This is a genomic window from Shewanella inventionis (assembly GCF_019931735.1).
Taxonomy (GTDB): Bacteria; Pseudomonadota; Gammaproteobacteria; order Enterobacterales; family Shewanellaceae; genus Shewanella; species Shewanella inventionis.
The window spans coordinates 84,755-108,685 of sequence record NZ_CP082926.1 but is presented as its reverse complement, the minus strand read 5'-3'; the positions used below and the strand labels follow the sequence as shown (position 1 = coordinate 108,685).

The window sequence follows — 23,931 nt, the reverse complement described above, 5'->3', positions numbered from 1 at the left end:
TTAGGCCGACGTTATTAAAGCGAGGCTAAACGATAGGAGGGCGAAACGCTGGGGTTCCATCAATAGAAAACAGTAGTGAGGTGGGCCTTGGTATGACTTCATCTGCAGGTGCGGGGCTCACACTAATATCAGTGGTAAGTACAGTGCCGGTAAAGGTAATCGTAAAGCAATGACTGCAGTCATTAGCGCAATTACTGCCATTATCGCAACAATGATTGGTATCGTCGGCTGATGCAGTTTTTGCTTGCATCATACCGTGACAGTCGTTGTTGTTTTGATCGCCTGCAAGCATAACAGATGCTGTGGCTTTATCGTTCATTTGACTATGGTTTGGTGCAATCATAGTGTGGCCATTAGCTAGCACACCTTGGCCTAATAAAGACAGCAAAGTGCAAATAGCAATAAGATAATGGCGAATAGATTTACCCATAGTGTCCTAAAAATGAATCTGCAAAAATAAAATGTCAATCAAGGTCAATATAAACGCATATGCCAAGGTAAACAATGCGCCAGCGCTCATTTTTATCTTTGAGTTACTTATTTCGTCGTGTTTTCTCGTTTGTTTAATTAACCATAGCTATGCCTTGAAAGATCAACAGGCCCTAAGTAATGAGACTGATTGAAAATCACTTGTAGCGATCTAGCTCCCATTTTAGATATTTTCCAATAAGTAATCATAAAAATAGCGACTAGAATCAATTTTCTAATTTAAAAAAATCCTAAACTAGATAAACAAATATTAGAAATGTAGTTTTAGTTATTATGGAGATTGAACAATGAACTGGCGTGCACTATTTAAACCAAGCGCGAAGTACTCAATTATTGCACTTATAGTGGTTGGTGTAATTGTGGGTGTCGTAGGTTATTTCGCAACTCAACAGACATTGCATGCAACCAGCACAGATGCTTTTTGTATGACTTGTCACCGTGACCATTCGTTAAGAGATGAAGTCATGGCATCTGCCCATGGTGGTGGCAGTGCTGGTGTGACGGTTCAATGTCAAGATTGTCACTTACCTCATGGTCCAGTTGATTACTTGATCAAGAAAATTATCGTGTCAAAAGACATCATAGGTTTGATGACTATTGATGGCTTTATGACTCAAGAATGGTTAGATGAAAACCGTAAAGACCAAGCTGATATCGCATTAGAATACTTCCGTAGCAATGACTCTGCTAACTGTCAGCACTGTCATACTCGTATTTATGAAAACCAGCCAGAAACCATGAAAAAAATGGCTGTTAGAATGCACAGCAATAACTTCAAAAAAGCACCAGAAGACAGAAAAACTTGTGTAGATTGTCACAAAGGTGTTGCTCACCCTTACCCTAAAAAGTAATACCGCATTAACTTAAAAAGCCTCGTTAAATTAACGAGGCTTTTTTGTAAATGCTATTAGGTGAAATGCCCTATGAGGTCGCAGGTTGAGGTTTAAGTTCGACAAAGGCAAATACACCCCATAACAAAATGGCGGCATAATTTATGTTGGGTTGGTAGTGGCCTTTAGGGCTAAGGCGAACCACTAAAATTAATAACAGGTGCATTGTGGCAGTAAACGCAGCAAAAAAAGTGAGTATGCCGGGGTCTGTTGATCTTTCAAGGTTATTTTTGCAGCGAATTGTTGGTCTTTTATACAAGGCAGAGACTTTGAGGTGTAGTTATTCTACATAAAAAGTCGATAACGCAGTAGAAATGGCCAACAAACGCTGCCTGAAAGGTTCGGCTAAAAACGTTTTACTCTTTGTTGAATGGATTTTGCTTAGATGACTAGGCATCAATCCATTCGCCTCGATTAAAACGTTTTTAACTCGAACAAAATTTAACCAACAAAGAACAGCAGACCCTAGGGTCTGTTGATCTTTCGTGATGGCTTTTTAAGCAGCATGGTAAGGCGTTATAATTTGTTTCGCCAAAAATAAACGATAACTCCATACCATGCCGAGACTAATGCTAACTGATAAGTGGTGGCAAAAGCTACTTCAACTGATGAAGAACACTGGCCGCATCTATAATAAATCTGAACATAGAATGACCTTTGAAGGAATTCTTTACCGCTTGCGAACAGGAGTTCCATGGCGTGATCTTCCAACAGAGTTTGGGGACTGGAGCACTGTTTATCGTCGCTTTAATCTGTGGTCTAAAAAAGGCCTGTTAGATATACTATTCAAAGAGTTATCAAAACTTTCCGATTATGATTGGGTGTTTGCAGACGGCTCAATAGTCAAAGCTCATCAGCATAGCGCAGGAGCTGCGACACCAGATAATGAGTGTATTGGAAAGAGTCGCGGCGGTAACTCAACGAAAATTCATTTGGTCGTGGATAGCGGTGGATTACCAATCTATTTCGAGCTATCAGAAGGCCAGAGAAATGATATTGCTCGTGCCGAGAGTCTTGTTGACCACCTTAAGGAGGTCAACGTATTTATCGCTGATAAAGGCTATGACAGCGACGCTTTAAGGGCATATGTCAATTCTAAAGGTGGCAAAACCGTTATACCGAAGCGAAATTATGGGCAAGATATCGACAAAGAAAGCATGGATTGGTGTCTCTACAAGTATCGACATTTGGTTGAGAATGCTTTCGCGAGGATAAAGCACTTCCGAGCAATATCAACAAGATATGATAAGTTAGCAAGAAATTACGCCAGTATGGTATCACTGGCGTTTACTATAATGTGGCTGCCGATGTATTGTTGAATAAAATGTGTACAGCAAAGATCAACAGACCCTAGTAACATCTTGGCTAAATACAAAAAAACCATAGGCAAATAACCCCCACATTGATAACGTGGCGGTTTTCCCGATTAATACCAAATCGTTGCGGGCTATGTCGCTTAAGGTCATCTTATTGAGCATGATTATAGCACCGAGGGGTCATCAACCGACGTATCAGTCAGTTGATATTGATAAAGTCGGTAAGTCACCTGGCCGGCTTTTTTCTCTTTTAGTGGTACCCAAGAAGCAGGGACGTGTAAGCTGGCTATTTCTGACTCGGTTTCAACGTAAATTAAGGCATTGTCGTTGAGCCATTGGTGAGCCATTAATAAATCTATTGCTTTAGTTGCAAGTTCTTTGCGAAACGGCGGATCAATAAACACAATGTCAAAACCGTTTTTAGTGCCTTTGGCCAGTACTTGCAAACTGTCACCATTAATCACTTCAGCATTTTTGCATTGCAAGGTGGCTAGGTTTTGTTTTAATTGATTAGCAGCGTCTTTTTGCAGTTCAATCATGGTGGCAAAGTCAGCATAACGCGATAGGGTTTCAAGCGATAACGCCCCGCTACCCGCAAAGCAGTCGAGTACTCTTGCGCCCCGAATATCACTGGCTATCCAGTTAAATAGGGTTTCGCGAACCCGATCTGTGGTTGGGCGTAAACCTTCTAAATCATGGATAGGCAGCTTACGAGAGCGCCATTGACCAGAAATAATTCGCACCTGACCGCTGCTGGTGTTTTTTTTAGCCATCTCACCCTCGTGATTTGCCTGAACAAAGAAAAAAGAAAGTGGTAGACTATGCCACAATCTGAACCGTCGTTATTTTATATCAAACTCGTGATTAAATGTGAGTATTCATCATTTTACTGCACAGAGATGCAACAAACGGCTTCAACTGAATTTTTAAACATATAAATACTGGTAGCAAACATGGCAAAGAAAGGTTTTTTTTCCTGGTTTCGTAAAGATAAACCCGCCCCTGAAGTTGAAGAACAGCAGCAAACTGATGCAGACATATCGCATGATGTTGCCACAGGCACCGCAGAGCAAACACAGCAAGCAGAGCAACAGCAAGCAGAAGAAGCTGCTCGCCTTGAAACGCTAGAACGTGAAAAGCAGCTTGAACAGCAACGTATTGAAAATGAACGTGCCGAACAAGCTCGTCTTGAGGCTGAGCAAGTTGCCGCAAAAGCGCAAGCCCTAGCCGCCGAACAACAAGCCGCAGAGCAGTTAGCAGCACAAGAAGCGGCTCGCGAAGAGGCCCAGCGCGCCGAACAAGCTCGTCTTGAGGCTGAGCAAGTTGCCGCAAAAGCGCAAGCTCTAGCCGCCGAACAACAAGCCGCAGAGCAGTTAGCAGCACAGCAGGCAGCACAAGAAGCGGCTCGCGAAGAAGCCCAGCGCGCCGAACAAGCTCGTCTTGAGGCTGAGCAAGTTACCGCAAAAGCGCAAGCCTTAGCCGAACAACAAGCCGCCGCAGAGCGATTAGAAGCAGAAGCGTTGGCTGCTGAAAAACTTGCTGCCGAGCAGGTGCCAATTGAATCAATTGAGCTAGAAGTCCAGGACGAACCACAAGAGAAGCCTAAAAAAGAAGGCATGTTTGCCCGCTTAAAGCGTGGGTTAATGCGCACTAGCGAAAACATCGGTTCTGGTTTTATTGGCTTATTCAGCGGCAAAAAAATCGATGATGAGTTATTTGAAGAACTAGAAGAGCAATTGCTAATAGCCGACGTAGGCGTTGAAACAACCACTAAACTCATTAAAAGTCTTACTGAGCACGCGTCGCGTAAACAGCTTAAAAATGCAGAAGCGCTTTACGATTTAATGCGTGACGAAATGCAAAAAATGCTTGAACCAGTCGCGATTCCGCTGGTGCCAGACAACGCCAATGGCCCATTTGTTATCTTAATGGTTGGTGTTAACGGTGTGGGTAAAACTACCACAATTGGTAAGCTGGCAAAACAGTATCAAAATCAAGGTAAATCTGTCATGTTAGCAGCGGGTGATACTTTCCGTGCTGCCGCTGTTGAGCAGTTACAGGTGTGGGGCCAGCGTAATAATATTCCTGTTGTCGCTCAGCACACGGGGGCCGATAGCGCATCGGTATTATTTGACGCATTACAAGCGGCGAAAGCCCGTAAAGTGGATGTATTAATTGCCGACACAGCAGGGCGCTTACAAAATAAGAGCCACTTAATGGAAGAGCTTAAAAAAGTCGTGCGAGTAATGAAAAAACTCGACCCAGACACTCCCCATGAAGTCATGCTTACCCTAGATGCAAGCACAGGCCAAAATGCCATAAGCCAGGCGCAGTTATTCCAGGAAGCCGTTGGCGTTACTGGCTTAACCATCAGCAAACTTGATGGCACCGCTAAAGGTGGGGTCGTTTTTGCTATTGCAGATAAATTTAATATCCCGATCCGCCATATTGGCGTAGGCGAACAAATTGATGATTTACGCCCCTTTAACGCAAATGACTTTATTGAAGCGTTATTCAGTCAAGAAAAAACGGACCACTAATTTATGATCCAATTTGAGCAGGTGAGTAAAATTTATCCAGGTGGCCAGAAAGCCCTCATGGATGTCAATTTTCATCTTAGAAAAGGTGAAATGGCTTTTTTAACTGGCCATTCAGGTGCAGGTAAAAGTACCTTGCTTAAATTGATCACTGTCATTGAGCGGGCAACCGCAGGTAGAGTGTCTATCAATGGGCACAACATTGCTAATGTTGGCCCTAAGCATGTGCCGTATTTACGCCGTAACATTGGCATGATTTTCCAAAATCATCATTTGTTGATGGATAAAAGTGTGTTTGACAATATCGCTCTGCCATTGGTGATTGAAGGTTTCTCGCACGGCGAAATTCGTAAGCGGGTAGCCGGAGCCCTCGATATGGTGGGGTTATATGGCAAAGAACGTCATCTGCCGATAATGTTATCTGGTGGTGAGCAGCAACGCGTCGGTATTGCACGCGCTATTGTTAACAAGCCTCCGCTACTGCTTGCCGATGAACCAACCGGTAACTTAGACCCTAAATTGTCGATGGATATTTTACGTTTGTTTGAAACGTTTAACGACTCTGGCACCAGCGTATTAATTGCAACCCATGACCTGGGATTAATTGCGCGAATGAAATACCGCACCTTTACTTTACGTCAGGGCCGTATGCTGGGTGGCGAAAGTAGTAGCCGGGAGACAATGCGATGAGTAAAAAGCCTAATATTACCCAAAGCAAGCTACCGTTAAGTGGCCGTATTGTGATGTTTTTTATTCGTCATGTGCAGCAAGGCATGTCAAGTATGGGCGAGCTGTGGCGTAGCCCGGTTTCATCCATTATGACCATGGCTGTACTTGGGGTGAGCTTAAGCTTGCCTGCGGCATTACAGGTGTTGGTTAAAAATGCCGAAAACGTTACCCAATCGTGGAACAGCGCTGCTGAGATCTCGTTGTTTATTAATAAAGGCCGCAGTGAGCAATCTATCCAAAGTTTATTATCGCGGATTAAAGCCTTTAGAGAAGTCGACACCGTTAGCTATATTAGCCGTGATCAGGCGCTTGAAGAATTTCAGCGTCTATCTGGGTTTGGCGAAGCTCTGTCTTACCTTGACGATAACCCTTTGCCAGCAGTAGTGACTGTCACGCCATCAATCAAATACTCAAGCCCTACAGGTGCTCGTGAATTATTAGCAAAATTAGAACGTGAGCCCGAGGTCAATTTTGGTCGTCTTGATATTGAGTGGCTTGAGCGTTTACAAGCATTGCTTAAATTGCTTGAAAAGACGGTATTGGCCATAGCGGCATTGCTGGTATTGGCTGTGGTACTGGTTATTGGTAACACAATTCGATTAGCCATCATGAATCGGCGCACCGAAATTGAAGTGATGAAGTTAGTGGGAGCCACCGAAGCCTTTATTCAACGACCTTTTTTGTATACCGGTATTTGGTACGGAGTCATTGGTGGTATTTTGGCCTGGCTTATTATTAATGCGTTAGTATGGTACCTCGACGGTGCATTAGCAGAGCTGATGGGCTTATATGGTAGCCAATTGACAATACAGTCGCTCACCCTTACGGAACTCGTTAAGTTGGTGTTGTTGGCTTCATTTTTAGGTTGGTTGGGCTCGTATTTATCGGTTAGGCAACATTTACGTAATATTGAACCCTCATAATCACAGCTTAAGGCATAACATAGCGCGATAGGTGCTATTAATGAACGATTGTTCACTTGCTTTTTTAATGGTCAGCGGTGAAAATATTTAATGAACTGACGCTAAGTTGACATATGATGTCATTTAGTTGATAGTTCATCAGCTAAATCGGTCTTGAAGTAGATGAACCAATGGGTTTCATAAAACGTATTTAGCTAATAGAAGTTAATTTTTTGAATGTAGTAGGAGAGCGAATGACTTATCAAACGCAATCAATGGCACTGACTGTCCCTCAAGGCAGTAGTAGTTTAGAAGCGTATATCCAGTCTGTGACCAGCATTGACATGTTGGACGCTGAAACCGAGTACGACATTGCCAAGCGTTTACAAGAAACAGGCGATCTGCAAGCTGCAAAGCAATTAATTATGTCGCATCTACGTTTCGTTGTTCACGTGGCTAAAGGTTACTCTGGTTACGGTTTACCACAAGCCGATCTTATTCAAGAAGGTAACATTGGCTTGATGAAAGCGGTAAAACGCTTCGATCCTGACGTGGGTGTTCGCTTGGTTTCTTTTGCAGTGCATTGGATTAAAGCCGAAATTCACGAGTACGTGCTTAAAAATTGGCGTATTGTAAAAGTGGCGACCACTAAAGCGCAGCGCAAGTTATTCTTTAACATTCGTAAATCGAAAAAACGCTTGGGTTGGTTTAGCGACGCTGAAGTGACCATGGTGGCAGAAAATCTGGGTGTGTCTAAAGCCGATGTGACTGAAATGGAGTCGCGTATGGCAGCACAAGATCCAGCATTTGACTTAGCCAGTGACAACGACGACGATCAACATGACTTTGCCCCTGCATTGTATTTAGAAGATCACTCTTCTGATTTGGCTGAGCAAGTTGAAAACGACAACTGGGAAGCAGATTCTCAAGCGCGTTTACTGTCGGCGATTAAAACCTTAGATGAGCGTAGCCAGCACATTCTTCGCGCCCGTTGGTTAGATGACGATAAAACCACACTGCAAGAATTAGCCTCTACCTATCAGGTGTCAGCTGAGCGGATCAGGCAGCTAGAAAAAAATGCCATGAACAAGCTTAAAGCCTGTATGGAATAATTTTCTCTTACGCTTTTTAAACTAAAAAACCTGCTGCGGCAGGTTTTTTGTATTTTGGCGCTAACGCTATTATGCTCGCGGCTGTTGCACAGCATCAATGATCAATTTTCTCGGTGCTTTAATGCCGCTGGATACGACTTGTTTGGGCCAGCTAAAATATTGTCTTGGACGCATAAAGCGGGCTAACTTTAGTTCAATTAACTCACTCAGTTGAGTGTTAACTTGATTAATCTCTTCCGTATTGAGCTGCTCGGCGCCGTTGTCATCGATATAGTCGATAATCGCTGCTGGTAAGTTACCAAAAACGGGATCGGGCATGGCAAACACAATGGCTTGCGCCACATTAGGGTGCGTTATTAGCGCAGCTTCTATTTGCTCTGGATGGAGGTTTTCGCCCCCACAAATAAACATATTATCTGCACGGCCTAAAATCATTAACTGACCTTTTTCATTGAGCAGACCTTTGTCTTGGGTGCAAAACCAACCTTGCTCATCTACCGGTAGTGACACACCTTGAGGGGTTAAATAACCCATAAACAAACACTCACCTTTAACCCAGATTACCCCGTCGACGAGTTTGAGTTGTCGGGCAGGCAAAGGGCGGCCATGGTGGCCACTCAGATTGGCTTTAGCGGTAGTAATTTGTGAGCTCATTTCGGTCATACCATAGCTTGTATATGCCTTCACATGGAGCGCGTTAAGGGTATTTATCAGTTGTGGTTCTATCATGCCGCCGCCGAGTAATAGCGCCTTAACATGAGTTAATGCCTGAGGTTGCAAAGTTAACAGTTGTAAGGCTTGCGTGGGAACTAATGACACATGGCTAATGGTGCTTTGTTGTAATTGTTCGGCTAAAGATTTAGCCATATCACGCAATACAATGCGGGCTGCAGCTAACGTGCAGCGATGTAATATGGCTAAGCCGCCGATATGAAATAACGGCAAAGACAAAAGCCACGCGTCGTTGCCTCTTAGCGGGATATAACTCGCTGCGCCTTGGGCGCTGGCAATATGGTTGAGCAAACTGTGGACAGCAGCTTTGGGTGTGCCGCTAGAGCCAGAGGTTAAAATGATATTTGAAGCAACATGCGGGGAAATTTTAGCAGCAGATAAGTCTGCTATGCCTTGTGTGTATAGAGACACGGTTAAATAATGTGAAACAGCAATGTCAGCTTGCCGACTTGGATTATCTGTCCATAACCACTGGACTTGGTATGTGTCTATGAGCTGATTAATCTGCTGGTTAGACAAGCGTGGCGATAATGGCAAAAACACCCAACCGGCATCGATACAAGCCCAATACAAGCAAATCATCTGTAGATTATTGTGTGACAAACACGCCACAATATCGCCAGCGTGAATACCCTGCTTTTGCAGAGATTGAGTTAATTGAATCACCATTACGCTTAATTGGGCATAGGTGTATTTGTTGCTTGCATCTTCAATGGCAACGGCGTCGGGCGCAGTTAGTGCTGTTTGATGCAGTGGCGATATCATCATAATGCTGTGGTGGTCTTATCTATATTTCCAGCATGATAAACTAACTGGAGAGCGTTCACATTAAGCTTGCTAGAGGGTGTCGAGTCAATCAATAGCAACTGACTAAATGCGCCTAGAGTATCTAAACCCGGCGTCTCGTTTGGGGTTAAGGCCTGGCTGAGAAGCTGTAAATCAGTAATGCCAATATCAGACTCTAAGCTTGAGCTTAATATGCAGCGCACCCCCTCAATATGGGCGGCATCAATCATGTGTTGTAAATCAGCCAGAGAGCCAAGCAACATAGGTTTAATGACTAGCGCAGCTATTCCTGCTTGCTGTTTGATGGCATTGATCACATCAAATGTTGCTGAGTTAAGTGACTCATCTAATGCATAACGCACCCCTAATTGCTGGTAAATCAGAGGATTGTCTGCTGGATTAATACAAGGTTCTTCAATAAATTCTATTTTGTCTTTGGGTAAACAGGCTAAAAAATCGATGGCCTGTTCTGGGGTAAAGCCCCGATTGGCATCGAGTCGTAAGCTTACCTGCGGGGCAAGCGTTAGCACCCGATAAACAAAGGCAATTTCATCTTCCATTGAGGTTTGTGCCACTTTGACTTTAACGCTATTGATGCTGCCATTTTGGTGCAGTTTAGCCTGCAGTTGTTGTTCACTCATACCAGAATAAACCAAAGGAACCGTGACCGATTGAGTATATGGTATCTCTATTCTGCAAGGTAACTGATGGCACAATTTGGCGTGTAATAAGCTCAGTCCAAACGCTACAGATGCAAAAGTAGAGGTTGCGGCTAAAGCCATTAACGCATTAGGTGATTTGCCAATAAGTTGCTTGGCAATCTGTGATAAGGCTGTAATCACCTCATCAAGTGACTCTTGGCTAAATCCTTCAATAGCCAGCCCTTCGGTATCAATACCTGATAGCGGCGCTATTTCAACCCAAAACTGGTGCTCTTGCTGATTGCTGTTGATAACGCTGGTTAGCAGCACCAAGCCCTGGCGGTGATCTATGCGTTGTTTGGCCACCGGCAATGTTGGGGTTAGCGCGATATGATATCGATACAAAGACACTGCGCTAATGGTTAACTCGTCGACAAATTGCATTACGCCTCCTTAGCTGGATTTTTGGGGGTAAGTAAGGCTAATAAAGTGTCGCAAAATAATGCTGGGTGCAGACTATGAATATTGTGCCCAGCGGCGTTTAGTGGTTGCAGTTGCAATGCCGATTGACCGGACTGTGTCTGCCAATCTATCGCCACCTGAGCAAATTTAGTGTCATCCTCGCCGTAAAGGTAATAACACGGGCACGAGAGTTGGCTCAATACGTTTCTGCAGTCTTGCTGCAAACTAAGTGATGTGGCCAGATAGCAGTTGCTCAGGCGCAGTGGGTCGTTATGACTGCGTAAGGTGATTAACTGTTGCTTTTGCTGTTTGCTAAGGTCGTTAAATACCGCTTGTTGATACCACAGCGACAAAAAAGCCGTTATGGGTAACTGTTGTAGCTTTTTAGCCCATAAGCCGTCGCTGTTGGCGCGGGCATCACGTTGATCGTCATCGGTTAATCCAGGATGGGCCGACTCCAGAGTTAAACTCAGTAAAGCCTCAGGAAAATCTTTAGCAATATGCAGTGCAATGCGGCCGCCTAATGAATACCCCAGCAAATGAAATTGCTTAACGCCAAGCTCGTTTACTTTAGCCAGAATATGCGCTGAAACCTGGCTAAATCCGGGTGATGTTAATGCTAAGTGGTTAGCACCATGGCCGGGCAAGTCGATGCAAATACAATGAAAATGCTGGCTTAAGCTTGGCATCAAAATAGACCAGTCGTCTTTGCTGCCCAAAAAACCATGTAACATCACTAATGCTGGTAAATTGGGGTGGCCAAAACGACGGATGCTGACCATTAGTGTTGTTTTACCCATTGGTTAATTTGCGCAATTTGATCGCTAGCTTGATTTGGCGCAACATTGACTTCAATCACTGAGGCACAGTTATACTCAAATGCCTCTTGATAAGCTTGTTGGAACGACTCTATGTCGTCTACCTGACGATAGGCCAAACCAAACATGGCAGCGCCATAACCAAATTCCAGCCCGTGGCTTAAACGGTAAAAATCATTACGCAAGTTTTCATTGGGTACGGGCAATAAATTGAAAATATTACCGCCATCATTATTAATAATGACCAGCACAAAAGGGCGTGACATCTGTTTTAGCAGCGCCATTGAGTTGAAGTCATGTAAACAGGATAAATCGCCAATCAGTAAAGTGGTAGGCGCTTTTTTGTCTGCCGCCACGCCACAGGCCGTCGCAATAAGACCATCGATACCCGAGGCGCCGCGGTTGGTATAAATTAAAGGCGTATTGGTAGCAATTGGGGCATACATATCGTAAAGACGTATGGGTAAACTATTACCAATAAATAAAATGTGTTCATTGGTTTGATTCGCCGCAACGGTTCGCACAACTTGTGCTTCGCCAAAACTGGTGTTGTCTATTTGCTGTTTTAGTACCGACTCTAACGACTCGTTGTAAGGTAACAATTGCAGCGCCCAATTGGCCTCAGATGATCTTGGCCAAGGCAATTGGCACATGGCCTGTACACTGGTTTGCCATATTTGTTTATGTTGATGGGTTGGGTCTAACCGGTCACTGTGAGCTAATATCTGCCAATGGCTATGCCACTGTTGTTGGGCGAGGTATTGGATCAAACGTTTTGACACAAAGCGACCACCAAATACTAATACTCGCTCAGCCTGTTCTAGTAATTTACTGGCTTTGGGGTTAAGTAATAACTGATCGATATGACCGACGACGCCAGGGTGCTGGCGTAATTGCGATTGTGCATCAACAACGACTGGCCAACCAAGTTTTTGAGCCAATGCCACAATAAGTTGAGGATTATTTGCCGGCGAAAGCGTACCCACAACAATGATCCCTTTACCATGCACAAAGCGCATTAAGGTGTCAGTGGTGGGCAATTCGGACCCATTAAGCGCAGCATAGCGCGTTAACGGCTTATTATTGTCAAACCATGAATTAAGCGGTGAAAGGTAAGTTGCAGTCGTAACACTCGCGGTTTTTTTTACATGGTTTAATGTCACTAATTCTGCTGGGTACAGCGGCTCACGGTACATACAATTGATGTGTACAGGTTGATGCTGATTGGCTATAGCATGGTCAATGGCGGTTAATAATGCATTGGCAGGATAAGCGTTATCGGGTGTCGGTAAATTTAATTGTTTGGCATAACCTGCAAAAATAGCGGGTTGTACAATTGCTTGATTGGCTCCGCAATCTATTAACTCACTAGGTCGATCTCCTGATAAAACAATTAACGGCACATGGGTTAACCAGGCTTCAACTATTGCTGGGTACAAATTAGCTACCGCAGTACCAGAGGTAGTGATAATGGCAACTGGGGCGTCACTGGCTTTAGCAAGCCCGAGTGCCATAAAGCCTAAACCTCGTTCATCAAAATGAATATGTCGTGTAATTTGGGTTTGGCTAGCAGCAGCTAATGTTAATGGCGTTGAGCGAGAACCCGGTGCCATGCACACATGTTTAACGCCCAATCGCGCGAGTTCTTCGAGGATCAATTGTCCCCATAATAAATTCATATCAGCACTAGTCTGTTGTTGCATATTGGCTCATGTAGAAGATAAACACGCTTTAGTGTAACGCCAAGTGTGCATGATATCTAAGGTTTAACGCAGACTTTTTTCAACCAAGCCTTAAATATAATATTACTCTTTTTTTGCATTCCTAATTGTATAATTTATGTTGTGCTAAAGTGATAAAAATGATTTATTTACATACCAGTTAATTTAAGGACCAAAACATATGCCTTCTGCTGAGCTATTAAAAAGAGTCGATGAATTACCGCGTTTACCTAAAGCTGTTAGTGAGTTACTTGATGCAGTTAATAATGAAAACACCTCGATAGAAAGCATTTCTGCCAAGGTCGCCCAGGACCCTATTATCAGTGCGAGGGTACTTCGCCTTGCAAACTCAGCTCATTTTGGCCGCAGCCGTGAAGTGGGCTCCATTGAAGATGCTGTTGTGCGTTTAGGAATGCAAACGTTACGAACGCTCGTTATTTCGTCTGCTGTTATTGGGGTTATTCCAAAAGTAGAAGGTATCGATTTAGCGGAATTTTGGGGGGAAACCTTTGAAGTGGCTTTGTACTCCCAAGAAATGGCGAAAGTATGTGGCGTGGCAACTGATGAGGCATTTACTTGTGCCATTTTACATAACATTGGTGATTTATTAATTGCAGTTGTTGAGCCTGCTATTGCGGCACAAATTAGAGCTGCAGTTGCAGAAGGTGCGGATAAACAGCAACTCGAAACCAGTTTATTAGGGTTTGATTCTCCATCTGTTGGTGCTTTATTGGCAAAAAACTGGAAGTTTGCTCCGTCGTTAGTGCAGGGTATTGAGTTTCAACGTGCGCCGCTTCAAGCTAAACCGGCTTCAAAACTGGCATCGGTAATTTATTTATCACATGCGGTATTTTCTCATTGGGACGATGAGCGTGACGATGAATCATTTACTGCATGGTTAGCGGGTAAAGCAAATAAAGAAGCGGGTATCATTAAAATGGATATGTCTGGCTTGGCTGAAAAGTTTGTTGCACTAAGAGGCAAAGGATTAGAAATCGGTAAACAACTGGCATAATATAATTATTTTAAAATTTAAAGCTCTGTTTATACAGAGCTTTTTATGCTTTATTGTTAATCCACTCACTCATGACAACATGGGTTTTTATTTTAACAATATCGGCCTGAGCATCAATAAACTCACGAATTTCATGTAAACGTTGCATTGAGTTGGCATGGACATGCACCAGCAAATCCATATCGCCTGTAATCCCCTGGCAGGTTATGACCTCAGGAATCGTGGTAAAAATATGGATCACCTCTGCGCAGCGCGCGCAGCGATGTTGGATTTCAAAATATGCTGACACCCCAGATTTTTGCGATTCACTGAGTAAAACCTGATAACCACGAATAACGCCGCTTTGTTCAAGTTTCTTAATTCGCTCTGTCACTGCACTGCGTGACAAATTCACTTGTTCGGAAATGAACGAAATACTCTGTCGAGCATTAAGACGTAATTCGTTTATAATCGCTTTATCAAACTTATCCAATAGCGTATTCCTGAGTTGTCATTCATGCCCGCGCTACAACATTTTGACGGCAAAGTATAATAATTCCGTCATTTTGTCGGTTTAAGCTACAACTTGCGTTGATTAACCCGCAGAATGTTAAGCCAATGCCACTTATAATATCGCAATATATCACAGCAAGATTACTATTATGAATCAAATATCAGGAACGATTGGACGCTGGCAAGGTGCAGGGTTAATGGCCACCACATTGCTGGGCACCGGTGTGTTTATTTTACCGCAAATGACCATAGCCGTAGCTGATTCTGGGGCATTATTGGCCTGGTTAATATTAACTTTAGCCATTATTCCTGTGGCGTTAGTGTTTGGTTTGCTGGCGAGTCGCTTTCCACATGCCGCCGGGCCTGCGTATTTTGTTGAAAAAGCCTTTGGCCGAATTGCCGGAAGAACCATAGGGTTAATTTTTCTATTGGTGATCCCCATAGGTGCCCCCGCCGCCATTTTAATGACCTTTCAATTTATGAACGCCTTAATCCCACTGCATGGTGGTTGGCAATTAGTGGCAGAGCTTGTTGTGGTGCTGATGTTACTTGGTTTGAATATTCGGGGCATTCAAGTGTCTGCCAAGCTTCAGTTTGCGCTCACTCTTGCCATAGTCACTGTGGTGGCGTTGTTATTTGGTGCTAGCGGGCTTAACTCTGAACAGCTCGAATCATTTAATCAAACCAGTCACCCACAATTAAATACCGTTATGGTTGCTATGGGGATTGGTTTTTGGAGCTTTTTGGGCATAGAGGCCATGACACATTTAGCCAGTGATTTTCGACGTCCAGACAAAGACATGTTGCCGGCTATTTTGATGGGCACATTGTTGGTTGGGGTTATTTATTTAGCCTGTACTTTTTTGTTGTTAATGGTGCCGACAGATAAAACCGGTGTGGCAATGATAAGCGCGTTTGATTATTTGTTATCAGACAGCTTTTTACAGGGATATGGCGCGCAGGCGATAGGTATTTTAGGTATTGCCAGTGGCCTGGCGACAGTTAACGTTTATTCTGCCAGTGCTGCGCGGTTATTGTGGAGTTTTAGCAATGAAGGCATTTTGCCTAGATACTTTGTTAAATTGAATCGCCATGGTGTGCCATTTAGAGCGCTTTTTTGCATACTCGGCAGTATGGCAGTGGTGATAGTGTTGACCTTTTATTCGGGGCAAGATTTAGAGAAGTTGATTGCCTGGAGTAACGGGGTGTTTGTGATTATTTACTTGCTCGCCATGTTATCGGCAGCTAAGTTACTCAGCAAACGTTACCTACCTTTGGTTGCCGCTGGGTGTGTGTTTTGTATTGGGCTTGGCATCGCCCTGGCAGATAATATGATCTATGTACTGGTATTAATTATGGTGATTGCCCCTTTTATGTGGTGGCAAAAAAATCACTTATATCGCAAAACAATTAAGCCCCAAGTTAACTCGTGATCATTGGCTGGAGTGTTGAATAGCAATATTACGCATTTGAATTAATTCGCTGTGCTTGAGGTATAACAAATCGGCAGTGCGGCGAATGATTTGATCTTCAAAGCGGGATAACTCCCCATCGGCATAAGCTAAACGCCACATCGACAGTAACAATTGCTGTTTATCCTCAAGGCTAAATTGGGCATTAACTTCTGCAGTAAACTCAAACAGCGACGTTGCATCATGGCGCGCTTGTTTGGCCTCAGCGATTAAGCTTTTTGCTTGCTCGGGGGTTATACCTAAGGTGTTAATGAGCATTTCTGGCAGTAAAGCGGCTTCGGCTTCTGCTAGCTTTTCGTCAGCATAAACCACTTCTAGCAATAAGGTTGCAGCAGCTAAATTAAGGTTTTGAGCTTTTTCTTCAGGGCTACTTGCCTGAGTATGTGATTGGATAAACTGTTTTAGTTTGGCGATCATATTGACTCCACGGCTGAGGTTAAAGCAATTTGATGCTAGCAAAAATGATAATCCCAAGCGAATGGCTTGGGATTAATTAATGTTAACTTATAGCAACGAACCTAAACCCTTGGTTAATAGATCAACAGTGCCTTCGCTGCCACTTTGCTCTAAATAGTTTTTAGCAATATCGACCATAGGCACAATGTATTCTTTTGAAATACCGAGTTTTTCAAACGCATCATAGACCATCGCAGTGCCTTGTAGCGAGGAGCCTAAATCGCCAGCTTTAGACAATAAACCTGACATACCACTGTCTGATGACATTGATGGAACTGCAGCCAGTAAACTGTCGGCATTAGGGATGCTGCTTGTTAGCTGACTAAAATCATTGCCACCTAAGTTTGACTGCGCCAAGCTCAGTAATGAACCTAACCCACCTTCTGCTTGAGATTGGCTTAAACCAAGCTGTGACATTACGCTGCCTACGAGCTCAGTTGATTGTGCCGCAGTGCTAGTGTCTGCTGCTGTTGCCGTCGTGGCTGGTGTTTCAACGACTTTTTTGGCTGCTTCAGAAGCTTTGTCTAACCAACCTGCTGATGCCGGTGTTGAGATAGCGAAGACGGTAAAAAGTACCGATAAAGCGGATGCTAATTTCATAATGCGTGTCCTGTTGATGGGAAATAAATGGTTAAACGTAGTCGCTATTTTACCCTGATTTATCTAATTGCGACAGGTAATCGGTTTTTTAGCGATTTGACTTGTGCAAATTAGCGTTTTTTTGGGTATCCTAAGCGCCATATTTATTGTTAATCGATTATTGGAATTTACATGTCATTGTTTGCTATTTTGACTGAAGCATTAAACTTTTTTCGAAACCATATTCGTCAGCTGGCAGCACTGACTTTGCCACTGCTGTTAATCCAAGTCGCGATACAATTGTGGCTTGGTAATGAAATGTTAACCGCCGATCCAGAAAACCCACAATTTGGTGTATCTCATGCTGCTGTGATGATGTTGCTATTGTTAGTGTTTTCGGTGCTTATTGCTGCGTTAACCCTATTTTTGGAGTTACGCTCACAAGGCCATGAGTTATCTCCTGGGCAAATTTTAAAAGCCAGTTTACAGTTTGTGCCACCTTTATTGCTTGCGGGCGTGTTTTCGGGGCTGGCGATTTTAGCGCCGGTAATGATTTTTGCCGCGTTTGGTCCTTTATGGTTAATTGGTCTGGTAGTGAGCTTGTATTTGTTTGCTCGCTTGGCCTATGTGAACTTTATGGTGGTGGTTGAACGCTTAACGCCGTTAGAAGCCATTAAAAAAAGCTTTTCTTTTAGTGCAGGTTCAATTGCATTTAATACCATTGCGGTATTAATGCTATATGTTCCGCTGTCTTTATTTGCTGGTGTGTTTACTCAGTTTGCTAGCCAGGTTGGTTTCCCGTTACAGTTAGTGGTTGAAGCCGCTTTTGCATTTTTAGGCTTGTTTGTGAACATAGCATTATTTAGATTGTATATGGTTAACCGCCAAACAGAAGACTTGCAACAATAGACCGCAATAAAAGGAGAGGCCATTGTTAAATGATAGTGCGTTTATTGATGGTTTCTCCGAGCTCTTAACCGAAGATTATCGCTTAGCGAAAAGTTATGCACGCGATATTCCAACCCAGTCATTGGTGTATGTCCGTAGCTTTACTCACAAGCTGACAAGCCAACTAGGCGAATCTTATGGTTTTGCATTCACCAGCCCTAATTTATACGACCGTATTGAACAATTACACCAAGCAAAGCTTATAGAGCCTGCTGCTGTGCGCGCATTACACCGCTTGCGCAGTGACGGCAACCGTGGTGCACACCCTGAAAAATATCACTTAACCCAGGCGCAACTTGTCACTGTGGCAGAAAAGTCGATTGAACACATTTTGCGTTTGGTAACTAAACTTTATCCTGTAGTACATCAACACGCCGCGCCAGCTTATACATTTGAACCTTTTGACTCATTTGCTGGGCGAGATTTGTGCTATCGCGCTGTTATGAATAATGATGCTCAGGCGCAGTATCTAGTGGGAATGTCGTTAAAGGCTAAAGGCCTTATGCTGCAAGAACAAGAGCAGGCATTAGCACAAACATCAACAGACATATGCGCGCCTGACAAAGCTGATAAGGCTAGCACACACACCACAGCAGCAGAGGCTTTTGCTCAAGCGGGTTATTGGTTTTCACTTGCGTCGAACCATTATCAAGACGCGGTTTTTGAGCATGGCGTAAGTTTACTGCATGGCTATTGCGGCGAGGTCAATCTCAGTGAGGGTGAGCGATTTATTGCACAGGCAGCTGATAGTGGCATTGTTGACGCTCAGGCATTGTTGGGCTTTTTTTATCTGGTGGGCAGTAATCAGTTTGAGGTTGATTTGGTACAAGCCGAACGTTTACTCACTCTGGCTGCCAACGCCGAAAACGCTGAGGCAATGTCAAACCTTGGGGTGCTGTACTACCAGGCCCAACAGTTTGAAAATGCGTTTTTGTGGGTGAATAAGGCGGCTCAAGCGGGTTACCCTAATGCGCAATATCATTTGGCGTTGATGTTGGCTGACGGCTTGGGTTGCTCATCAGACTTAGCGGCCAGCGGGCAATGGATGCTTGAGGCAGCAGAGCAAGGGCAGGTTGATGCCATGTTGCATTGTGGCAGTCACATTTTGCATGACGATAATGCTAGTCAACAACAACGTGTTAAGGCTGAAGGCTATTTACACCAAGCGATTAAATATGGTCATAATGTGGCAGCCATGATTGAGCTTAGTGTGGCGTTGGCTGATGGTATTTTAGGTCGTATTGATGTGGTGCAAGCGGCGTATTTACTGACATTAGCGAAAGCCCATGCCAATGATAAACAGTTGGCGGTTATTGAGCCGTTATGGCAATCGCTGGCAATGCAAATCGACAGTGTTATTGAGCTTAATCCCAGTGATGATGAAATGATTGCGTTGCAACAGGCTAAGTTGCTTTTGGGGTAACATTCACGAGTTCAAAGGGAGTATTGTGAGCATGAAAAGCACGGATCCCCGTGAAAGCGGATTAATTCATTGGCTATCTTTAGTGGTTGCACTGGGTATTGCTCAAAGTATCTTTTGGTATTTAGATATTGATGTTGAAGCCAGTTTATCGCTTGAATATATCGCCGCGTTGTTTGTTAAAATTGCCTTCATCAGCCTGTTTTATTATTTATGTCTAAAAGTGTTTTGCTGGCTATATAGATAGCTGCAGTCACGGGTTTTGGCCCCCGTAACAAGCGCGACTCAGCAACGGCATTTGCTCAAAAAGTAAAGTCTCTGTCTATGTAACAACCTTTTCTTTAGCACTTCGAAAACTTATCACTTAGATAATTCCTGACACTAACGCTTAAGCAAAGCCATTCGTCAGCTTTTTTGCCGAGTTAATCTGCCTGGTGTTCAAATGTTCTGCCTGTAGGTTTCGCTTGGTTTGCGTTTGAGCGCTTAAACATATCGGCATATGGCGCTGCGGGTTCGCGTTGTACATTGGCGAAATCTTGGTACGCATACGCTTGTTGAGCTTGTTGACGACGGAGCATTTTTTTACCCCAAAAACGCAAGGCGACAAAACTGATTAAGCCAAACAAAAATAAAAATGGCAGTAAAGTGATGGCTATCAAGGTTATAGCAACAACCATCAATAAGGTCATAATAGGGTTCATCGTCGCCATGCGATGTTTAAAATGGGCGCTGTTAAATGCTTGATTAACGTTCATGTTGGCTCCTAAATGCGGCTTGTTTGCATCGATAACGAATGACTATTGAAGATCCAGTGTGCAACTTCAAGACATAATATGTCACGTTAAACCTAGTTAATCTTGATACTGTAGTGTTTAACAGTGCAGAGAACGCGCCAGACAAGATGTTTAATTTGCTCGTTCTTGAAAATGCAGGCTTTAGCGTTTTTCAGGTAGGTGATTGGTATTCGCCATGGCACTGTCGACACTGTTAAAAATAAGATTGCGAAACCATTGATGCCCGGGCTCCTGGTTATTCCGTTCGTGCCACAAAAACACATATGCCATGGGCATAAAATCAAATGGTAAAGGGATAGACACTAACGAATAGAGTTTTTGTGCATGGATGGCAAAGCTCGATGGCAGCGTAAAAATAAGGTCGGTATGGGCGCATACACTGGCTGCGCCATAAAAGTCTGGCACTGTGGTTGATAAGTGACGGTGTAAACCTAAATTAGCCAAGTGATAATCGAGTGCCCACCAATCGTTGCCTTCGCATCTTACCTGTACATGGGACATGTTTAAGTATTGAGATTGATCCCAGTGACCCGACTCGAAAACCTGTAAAATAGGGTGGTTTTGACGCACCAAACACACTTGATGGTCGTTAAATAGCGTTTGATATTCGATACCTTCGGGAACATGTTCTATCTTAAAGTCACTTTGTGGATGAATGTCGCGGCCTGCAATACCAAAGTCGATTTGCCCTTGCTGTAAATCTTGCATCGACTTTTCTGTCCACACATATGAATCTAATTTTATCGACGGTGCTTGTTGTAACAATGGCCCAATAAAATAGGGGATCAATGTTTCATAAGCGCTTTCGACCATTGAAAACGTAAAGTGACGTTGGCTACTGGCTGGGTGAAATGTGGGGGGTTGCGTTAACTGATATAAGTTTTGCAGTACTGGGGACAGTTTGTGCCGTAAAGTTAATGCATGGGCTGTAGGTTTAAGGCCATGAGCTGTTCGTTGAAACAATGGATCGTCTAATGCTTCGCGTAGGCGGTTTAAGCTTTTGCTCACAGCAGATTGACTAAGGTGTAAACGATGGGCTGCTCGAGTGACGCTTTGCTCCTCAAGCAGTACTTGTAAAATAACCAGTAAATTAAGGTCAACACGTGCGAGGTTATCAAGATTCATTAGATATTCTCAAATGGAAATTCACTTTGGATTTTATATCATTTCTGTTCATACCACCATTTGACTTATCATAGCGCTCAATTAAGGGTGACCTTTTATCAGCTAAACACTAAGAGAAAGAACATTATGCGTCGTAACTTACTGCCATTATTGATGTTTATGGTGCTTTTAAGCCCACTGGCAATCGATATTTATCTTCCGTCTATGCCGACAATGGCACTTGAGTATGGAGTATCGAACAGTGAGGTTCAGTCTACTTTAGTACTGTTTTTATTTGCGATGGGTGTCGGGCAGATATTGATTGGGCCATTAGCCGACCGTTTTGGCCGCAGGCCTGTCGCCTTGTTTGGTATTGTGCTTTACGGCATTAGCAGTTTGTTGGGCGCGTATGCGGTTGAATTTGAGCTGTTGCAAATTGCCCGTGTGTTTCAAGGTTTAGCCGCATGTTCAACGTCTATTGTGGTATTTAGTGCGGTACGTGACTGTTACGATCGCAAGCAAAGTGTGTCGATGTACAGTTATTTAAATGGGGCTATTTGTGTGGTACCCGCATTAGCGCCTACATTGGGAGGCTTATTAGCATTGCAATTTGGCTGGCGTTCGACGTTTATCTTTATGGCCATTTATGCCGTAATCGTTTTGTTTTTAGTAGGTTTTCGTTTCCCAGAAACGCGTCCACTCAATACCGACAGCACAGGCCCGCTTTACCGGTGGGGGCGTTATAAGCCGGTGCTTGGCGATGCTCACTTTATGTTTTATGCCTCTTGCTGCATGATCGCGATGGCTTCTATTTTATGTTACGTGTCTTACTCACCAGTGTGGTTAATTGGTCACTTAGGTATTTCAGAGCTGATGTTTAGCGGCTTATTTGGGTTAAATGCCCTAGTGAATGTCGCGGCCTGTTTTGCTGCACCAGTATTAATTAAGCGTATTGGTAATCGCCCTGGTGTCATAGTGGCGTTGTGGTTAATGGTGTTAGCGGCTGTGGTTGAAGTGGTAATGCAATTAGCTGGCCCAGAGCAAGGTATTGCTGCGGGTGTTGCCTTTATGGCACCTATGATGCTGCTTTGTGTTGGCTTTGCGATTTTACTTGGGCCTGCTACCAGTATGGCGTTATCGGCCTTTGGTGAGCGCGCAGGTACTGCAACGGCAATGTTAGGCTGTATTCAAATGAGCGGCGCATCGATATTAACTGCATTAATCCAGTTAACCGATATACCAGCACCTTATGCCATTGCGATTGTGATGGGTGGTTTTTGCAGTGTGTTACTCGCCATGATGGCAATGAACCGTTTAAGCCATCTGCATCAAGAGCAACTACAACACGATTAATTAAATAACCTGAGCTCAGATTACATATTGGTAATATCACCTTTAACCCGCAGAATGCTAACCACATTCTGCGGGTATTTTTTTCTCAATACTAGGTTTCTTAGAAGCGCGCGTTAACACCTACACTAAAGTTAGTTTGTGAGTCGTTCTCATATTCGCCATCAAAATTTGAATAGCTAAGTGAGAACTTAGCTGAGAATATATCGGCAAAACGCCATGTATAGCGTGTGTTTATGCTAGTAGATGTGTCTGTTTGGTCAATACTGCCTACATCGTCATAATTGGCACTACTGTAATTATAATGAGTATCGGTATTACCTTGCTCAATAACAGCACCGACAGACCATGAATTATTAATATACCAATCGGCATTAATGGCAACATTATATCTGTCGTAAGTAATGTTCTGCTCAGAATTACTGTTTGTTACTTGCCCTTGGTCATTAGTGTCGGAGTTTAAAAAATGATCACTATATTGCTCATCGCTGTAGGCCAATGTACCTGTGAGCATTACTCCGACGGTTGATTGCAGTGGAATAAAGTGCTCATAAGTTAAACGGAAAGCATCAAAGTCATTACTGTAATATCTTTCAGAGTTATAGCTTGAAGATGTAAAGCTTGTCGCTTTAGATTCAGACATAGTGCTGTAACCTAGGGTTAAAGCTGAATAGTCGGTGAAAAAATACCCTAGATTGACTGCGTAAATGGTGAAGCTATCAAGAGTGGTAGAGTATTCATATTCCTCAAAGTCTACCTGACTCACTTCTGCATTGATAAACCAATTAGAGTCAAAAACATATTGGCCAGAAAGTGCATATATATCATCGAAATCAGAAGTCGAATAACGTACTGCAACCTTTGACCCTTGGTGAAAAAAGTCAGCGAGCGCATAAGGCTTATCTGCTTGTTCAACCGCTTTAAAATAATAACGATAGTTGGCATTAAATATACCATCACCGCCATCGTCTGAATCTAAAAAGCCTATTTCAGCTTCGTGGTGATAGGCATTATCTTGAGCGGCATAAACCGAACTTGTAGAAAGCGCGAGCATTAAGGCAATAGACACTGTAGTCATTGTCATTGCCTTAGTTGTAGTCATAACTCTTGTCATAATAGTGGTTCTTCCTTGAGGTGGTATCATAAGAGTGGAATATACTGGATTG

The 23,931-nt window shown here is 43.5% G+C and carries 24 protein-coding genes; 12 read left to right on the top strand and 12 right to left on the bottom strand.

What is annotated here, in order from left to right; translation table 11 throughout:
- Positions 1 to 25: 25 nt before the first annotated feature.
- Complete coding sequence (locus tag K8B83_RS00540; RefSeq protein WP_223418922.1) at positions 26 to 430, bottom strand: hypothetical protein; 405 nt, start codon at positions 428 to 430, stop codon at positions 26 to 28.
- A 346-nt stretch (positions 431 to 776) separates the two neighbouring features.
- On the opposite strand from K8B83_RS00540, the gene K8B83_RS00535 reads away from it, so the two are divergent.
- Complete coding sequence (locus K8B83_RS00535) at positions 777 to 1,340, top strand: NapC/NirT family cytochrome c (protein WP_223418921.1); 564 nt, start codon at positions 777 to 779, stop codon at positions 1,338 to 1,340.
- Positions 1,341 to 1,936: 596 nt separating this feature from the next.
- Positions 1,937 to 2,698 (top strand): IS5 family transposase, encoded by a 762-nt coding sequence (locus tag K8B83_RS00525; protein ID WP_223417353.1) that lies wholly within the window; start codon positions 1,937 to 1,939, stop codon positions 2,696 to 2,698.
- A 161-nt stretch (positions 2,699 to 2,859) separates the two neighbouring features.
- On the opposite strand, the gene rsmD is transcribed toward K8B83_RS00525, so the two are convergent.
- Complete coding sequence (gene rsmD, locus K8B83_RS00520; RefSeq protein ID WP_223418919.1) at positions 2,860 to 3,468, bottom strand: 16S rRNA (guanine(966)-N(2))-methyltransferase RsmD; 609 nt, start codon at positions 3,466 to 3,468, stop codon at positions 2,860 to 2,862.
- 180 nt (positions 3,469 to 3,648) lie between these two features.
- On the opposite strand from rsmD, the gene ftsY reads away from it, so the two are divergent.
- The 4 genes from ftsY (at position 3,649) to rpoH (ending at position 7,975) form a co-directional block, all read left to right on the top strand.
- Positions 3,649 to 5,235: a signal recognition particle-docking protein FtsY gene (ftsY, locus tag K8B83_RS00515; protein ID WP_223418917.1), complete on the top strand. Its 1,587-nt coding sequence runs from the start codon at positions 3,649 to 3,651 to the stop codon at positions 5,233 to 5,235.
- Positions 5,236 to 5,238: 3 nt separating this feature from the next.
- Entirely contained in the window at positions 5,239 to 5,922 is a 684-nt protein-coding gene (gene ftsE, locus K8B83_RS00510; RefSeq protein ID WP_188735881.1) for a cell division ATP-binding protein FtsE, read from the top strand.
- The gene (ftsX, locus tag K8B83_RS00505) at positions 5,919 to 6,884 is read left to right on the top strand and encodes a permease-like cell division protein FtsX (protein WP_223418915.1); all 966 of its coding nucleotides are present in this window, start codon (positions 5,919 to 5,921) and stop codon (positions 6,882 to 6,884) included. Before ftsE ends, ftsX begins: the two co-directional genes overlap by 4 nt.
- 233 nt (positions 6,885 to 7,117) lie before the next feature.
- Positions 7,118 to 7,975, top strand: a complete 858-nt coding sequence (rpoH, locus tag K8B83_RS00500; protein WP_188735876.1) for an RNA polymerase sigma factor RpoH — start codon at positions 7,118 to 7,120, stop codon at positions 7,973 to 7,975.
- A gap of 69 nt (positions 7,976 to 8,044) precedes the next feature.
- Here the strand turns inward: rpoH and menE are convergent, their stop codons facing one another.
- From menE to menD, 4 genes are read right to left on the bottom strand one after another with little or no spacing between them, the layout of a single operon-like run.
- Positions 8,045 to 9,475: an o-succinylbenzoate--CoA ligase gene (gene menE, locus K8B83_RS00495; protein WP_223418914.1), complete on the bottom strand. Its 1,431-nt coding sequence runs from the start codon at positions 9,473 to 9,475 to the stop codon at positions 8,045 to 8,047.
- Entirely contained in the window at positions 9,472 to 10,578 is a 1,107-nt protein-coding gene (menC, locus tag K8B83_RS00490; protein WP_223418912.1) for an o-succinylbenzoate synthase, read from the bottom strand. Before menC ends, menE begins: the two co-directional genes overlap by 4 nt.
- Positions 10,578 to 11,396 carry a 2-succinyl-6-hydroxy-2,4-cyclohexadiene-1-carboxylate synthase gene (gene menH / locus K8B83_RS00485; protein ID WP_223418910.1) on the bottom strand — a complete coding sequence of 273 codons (819 nt, stop codon included), beginning with the start codon at positions 11,394 to 11,396 and terminating at the stop codon, positions 10,578 to 10,580. Before menH ends, menC begins: the two co-directional genes overlap by 1 nt.
- On the bottom strand, positions 11,378 to 13,117 hold the full coding sequence (gene menD / locus K8B83_RS00480) for a 2-succinyl-5-enolpyruvyl-6-hydroxy-3-cyclohexene-1-carboxylic-acid synthase (RefSeq protein ID WP_223418908.1): 1,740 nt from the start codon (positions 13,115 to 13,117) through the stop codon (positions 11,378 to 11,380). Before menD ends, menH begins: the two co-directional genes overlap by 19 nt.
- A gap of 199 nt (positions 13,118 to 13,316) precedes the next feature.
- Here menD and K8B83_RS00475 point away from each other — a divergent pair, with 199 nt between their 5' ends.
- On the top strand, positions 13,317 to 14,150 hold the full coding sequence (locus K8B83_RS00475; protein ID WP_223418906.1) for an HDOD domain-containing protein: 834 nt from the start codon (positions 13,317 to 13,319) through the stop codon (positions 14,148 to 14,150).
- A gap of 43 nt (positions 14,151 to 14,193) precedes the next feature.
- Here the strand turns inward: K8B83_RS00475 and K8B83_RS00470 are convergent, their stop codons facing one another.
- Entirely contained in the window at positions 14,194 to 14,622 is a 429-nt protein-coding gene (locus tag K8B83_RS00470) for an Lrp/AsnC family transcriptional regulator (protein WP_223418904.1), read from the bottom strand.
- A gap of 169 nt (positions 14,623 to 14,791) precedes the next feature.
- Here K8B83_RS00470 and yjeH point away from each other — a divergent pair, with 169 nt between their 5' ends.
- The gene (gene yjeH, locus K8B83_RS00465) at positions 14,792 to 16,075 is read left to right on the top strand and encodes an L-methionine/branched-chain amino acid transporter (protein WP_188735863.1); all 1,284 of its coding nucleotides are present in this window, start codon (positions 14,792 to 14,794) and stop codon (positions 16,073 to 16,075) included.
- Here the strand turns inward: yjeH and K8B83_RS00460 are convergent, their stop codons facing one another.
- Together K8B83_RS00460 and K8B83_RS00455 are read right to left on the bottom strand one after the other, a co-directional pair.
- A complete protein-coding gene (locus K8B83_RS00460; RefSeq protein WP_188735861.1) occupies positions 16,076 to 16,531 on the bottom strand; it encodes a tellurite resistance TerB family protein in 456 nt (151 codons plus the stop codon).
- An 87-nt stretch (positions 16,532 to 16,618) separates the two neighbouring features.
- On the bottom strand, positions 16,619 to 17,170 hold the full coding sequence (locus tag K8B83_RS00455; protein ID WP_188735859.1) for a DUF2780 domain-containing protein: 552 nt from the start codon (positions 17,168 to 17,170) through the stop codon (positions 16,619 to 16,621).
- A gap of 171 nt (positions 17,171 to 17,341) precedes the next feature.
- Between K8B83_RS00455 and K8B83_RS00450 the strand changes: the two genes are divergently transcribed.
- The 3 genes from K8B83_RS00450 to K8B83_RS00440 are packed head-to-tail and all read left to right on the top strand — an operon-like array spanning position 17,342 to position 19,764.
- Complete coding sequence (locus K8B83_RS00450; RefSeq protein ID WP_188735857.1) at positions 17,342 to 18,058, top strand: hypothetical protein; 717 nt, start codon at positions 17,342 to 17,344, stop codon at positions 18,056 to 18,058.
- Between the two features lie 22 nt (positions 18,059 to 18,080).
- On the top strand, positions 18,081 to 19,520 hold the full coding sequence (locus tag K8B83_RS00445) for a DUF4145 domain-containing protein (protein ID WP_188735856.1): 1,440 nt from the start codon (positions 18,081 to 18,083) through the stop codon (positions 19,518 to 19,520).
- Between the two features lie 31 nt (positions 19,521 to 19,551).
- Positions 19,552 to 19,764, top strand: a complete 213-nt coding sequence (locus K8B83_RS00440; protein ID WP_188735854.1) for a hypothetical protein — start codon at positions 19,552 to 19,554, stop codon at positions 19,762 to 19,764.
- A 175-nt stretch (positions 19,765 to 19,939) separates the two neighbouring features.
- Here the strand turns inward: K8B83_RS00440 and K8B83_RS00435 are convergent, their stop codons facing one another.
- Complete coding sequence (locus K8B83_RS00435; protein ID WP_188735852.1) at positions 19,940 to 20,272, bottom strand: hypothetical protein; 333 nt, start codon at positions 20,270 to 20,272, stop codon at positions 19,940 to 19,942.
- 180 nt (positions 20,273 to 20,452) lie between these two features.
- A complete protein-coding gene (locus K8B83_RS00430) occupies positions 20,453 to 21,436 on the bottom strand; it encodes a LysR family transcriptional regulator (protein ID WP_188735850.1) in 984 nt (327 codons plus the stop codon).
- A gap of 126 nt (positions 21,437 to 21,562) precedes the next feature.
- On the opposite strand from K8B83_RS00430, the gene K8B83_RS00425 reads away from it, so the two are divergent.
- Positions 21,563 to 22,768: a multidrug effflux MFS transporter gene (locus tag K8B83_RS00425; protein ID WP_188735848.1), complete on the top strand. Its 1,206-nt coding sequence runs from the start codon at positions 21,563 to 21,565 to the stop codon at positions 22,766 to 22,768.
- Positions 22,769 to 22,868: 100 nt separating this feature from the next.
- Here the strand turns inward: K8B83_RS00425 and K8B83_RS00420 are convergent, their stop codons facing one another.
- Entirely contained in the window at positions 22,869 to 23,867 is a 999-nt protein-coding gene (locus tag K8B83_RS00420) for a hypothetical protein (protein ID WP_223418902.1), read from the bottom strand.
- Positions 23,868 to 23,931: the final 64 nt, after the last annotated feature.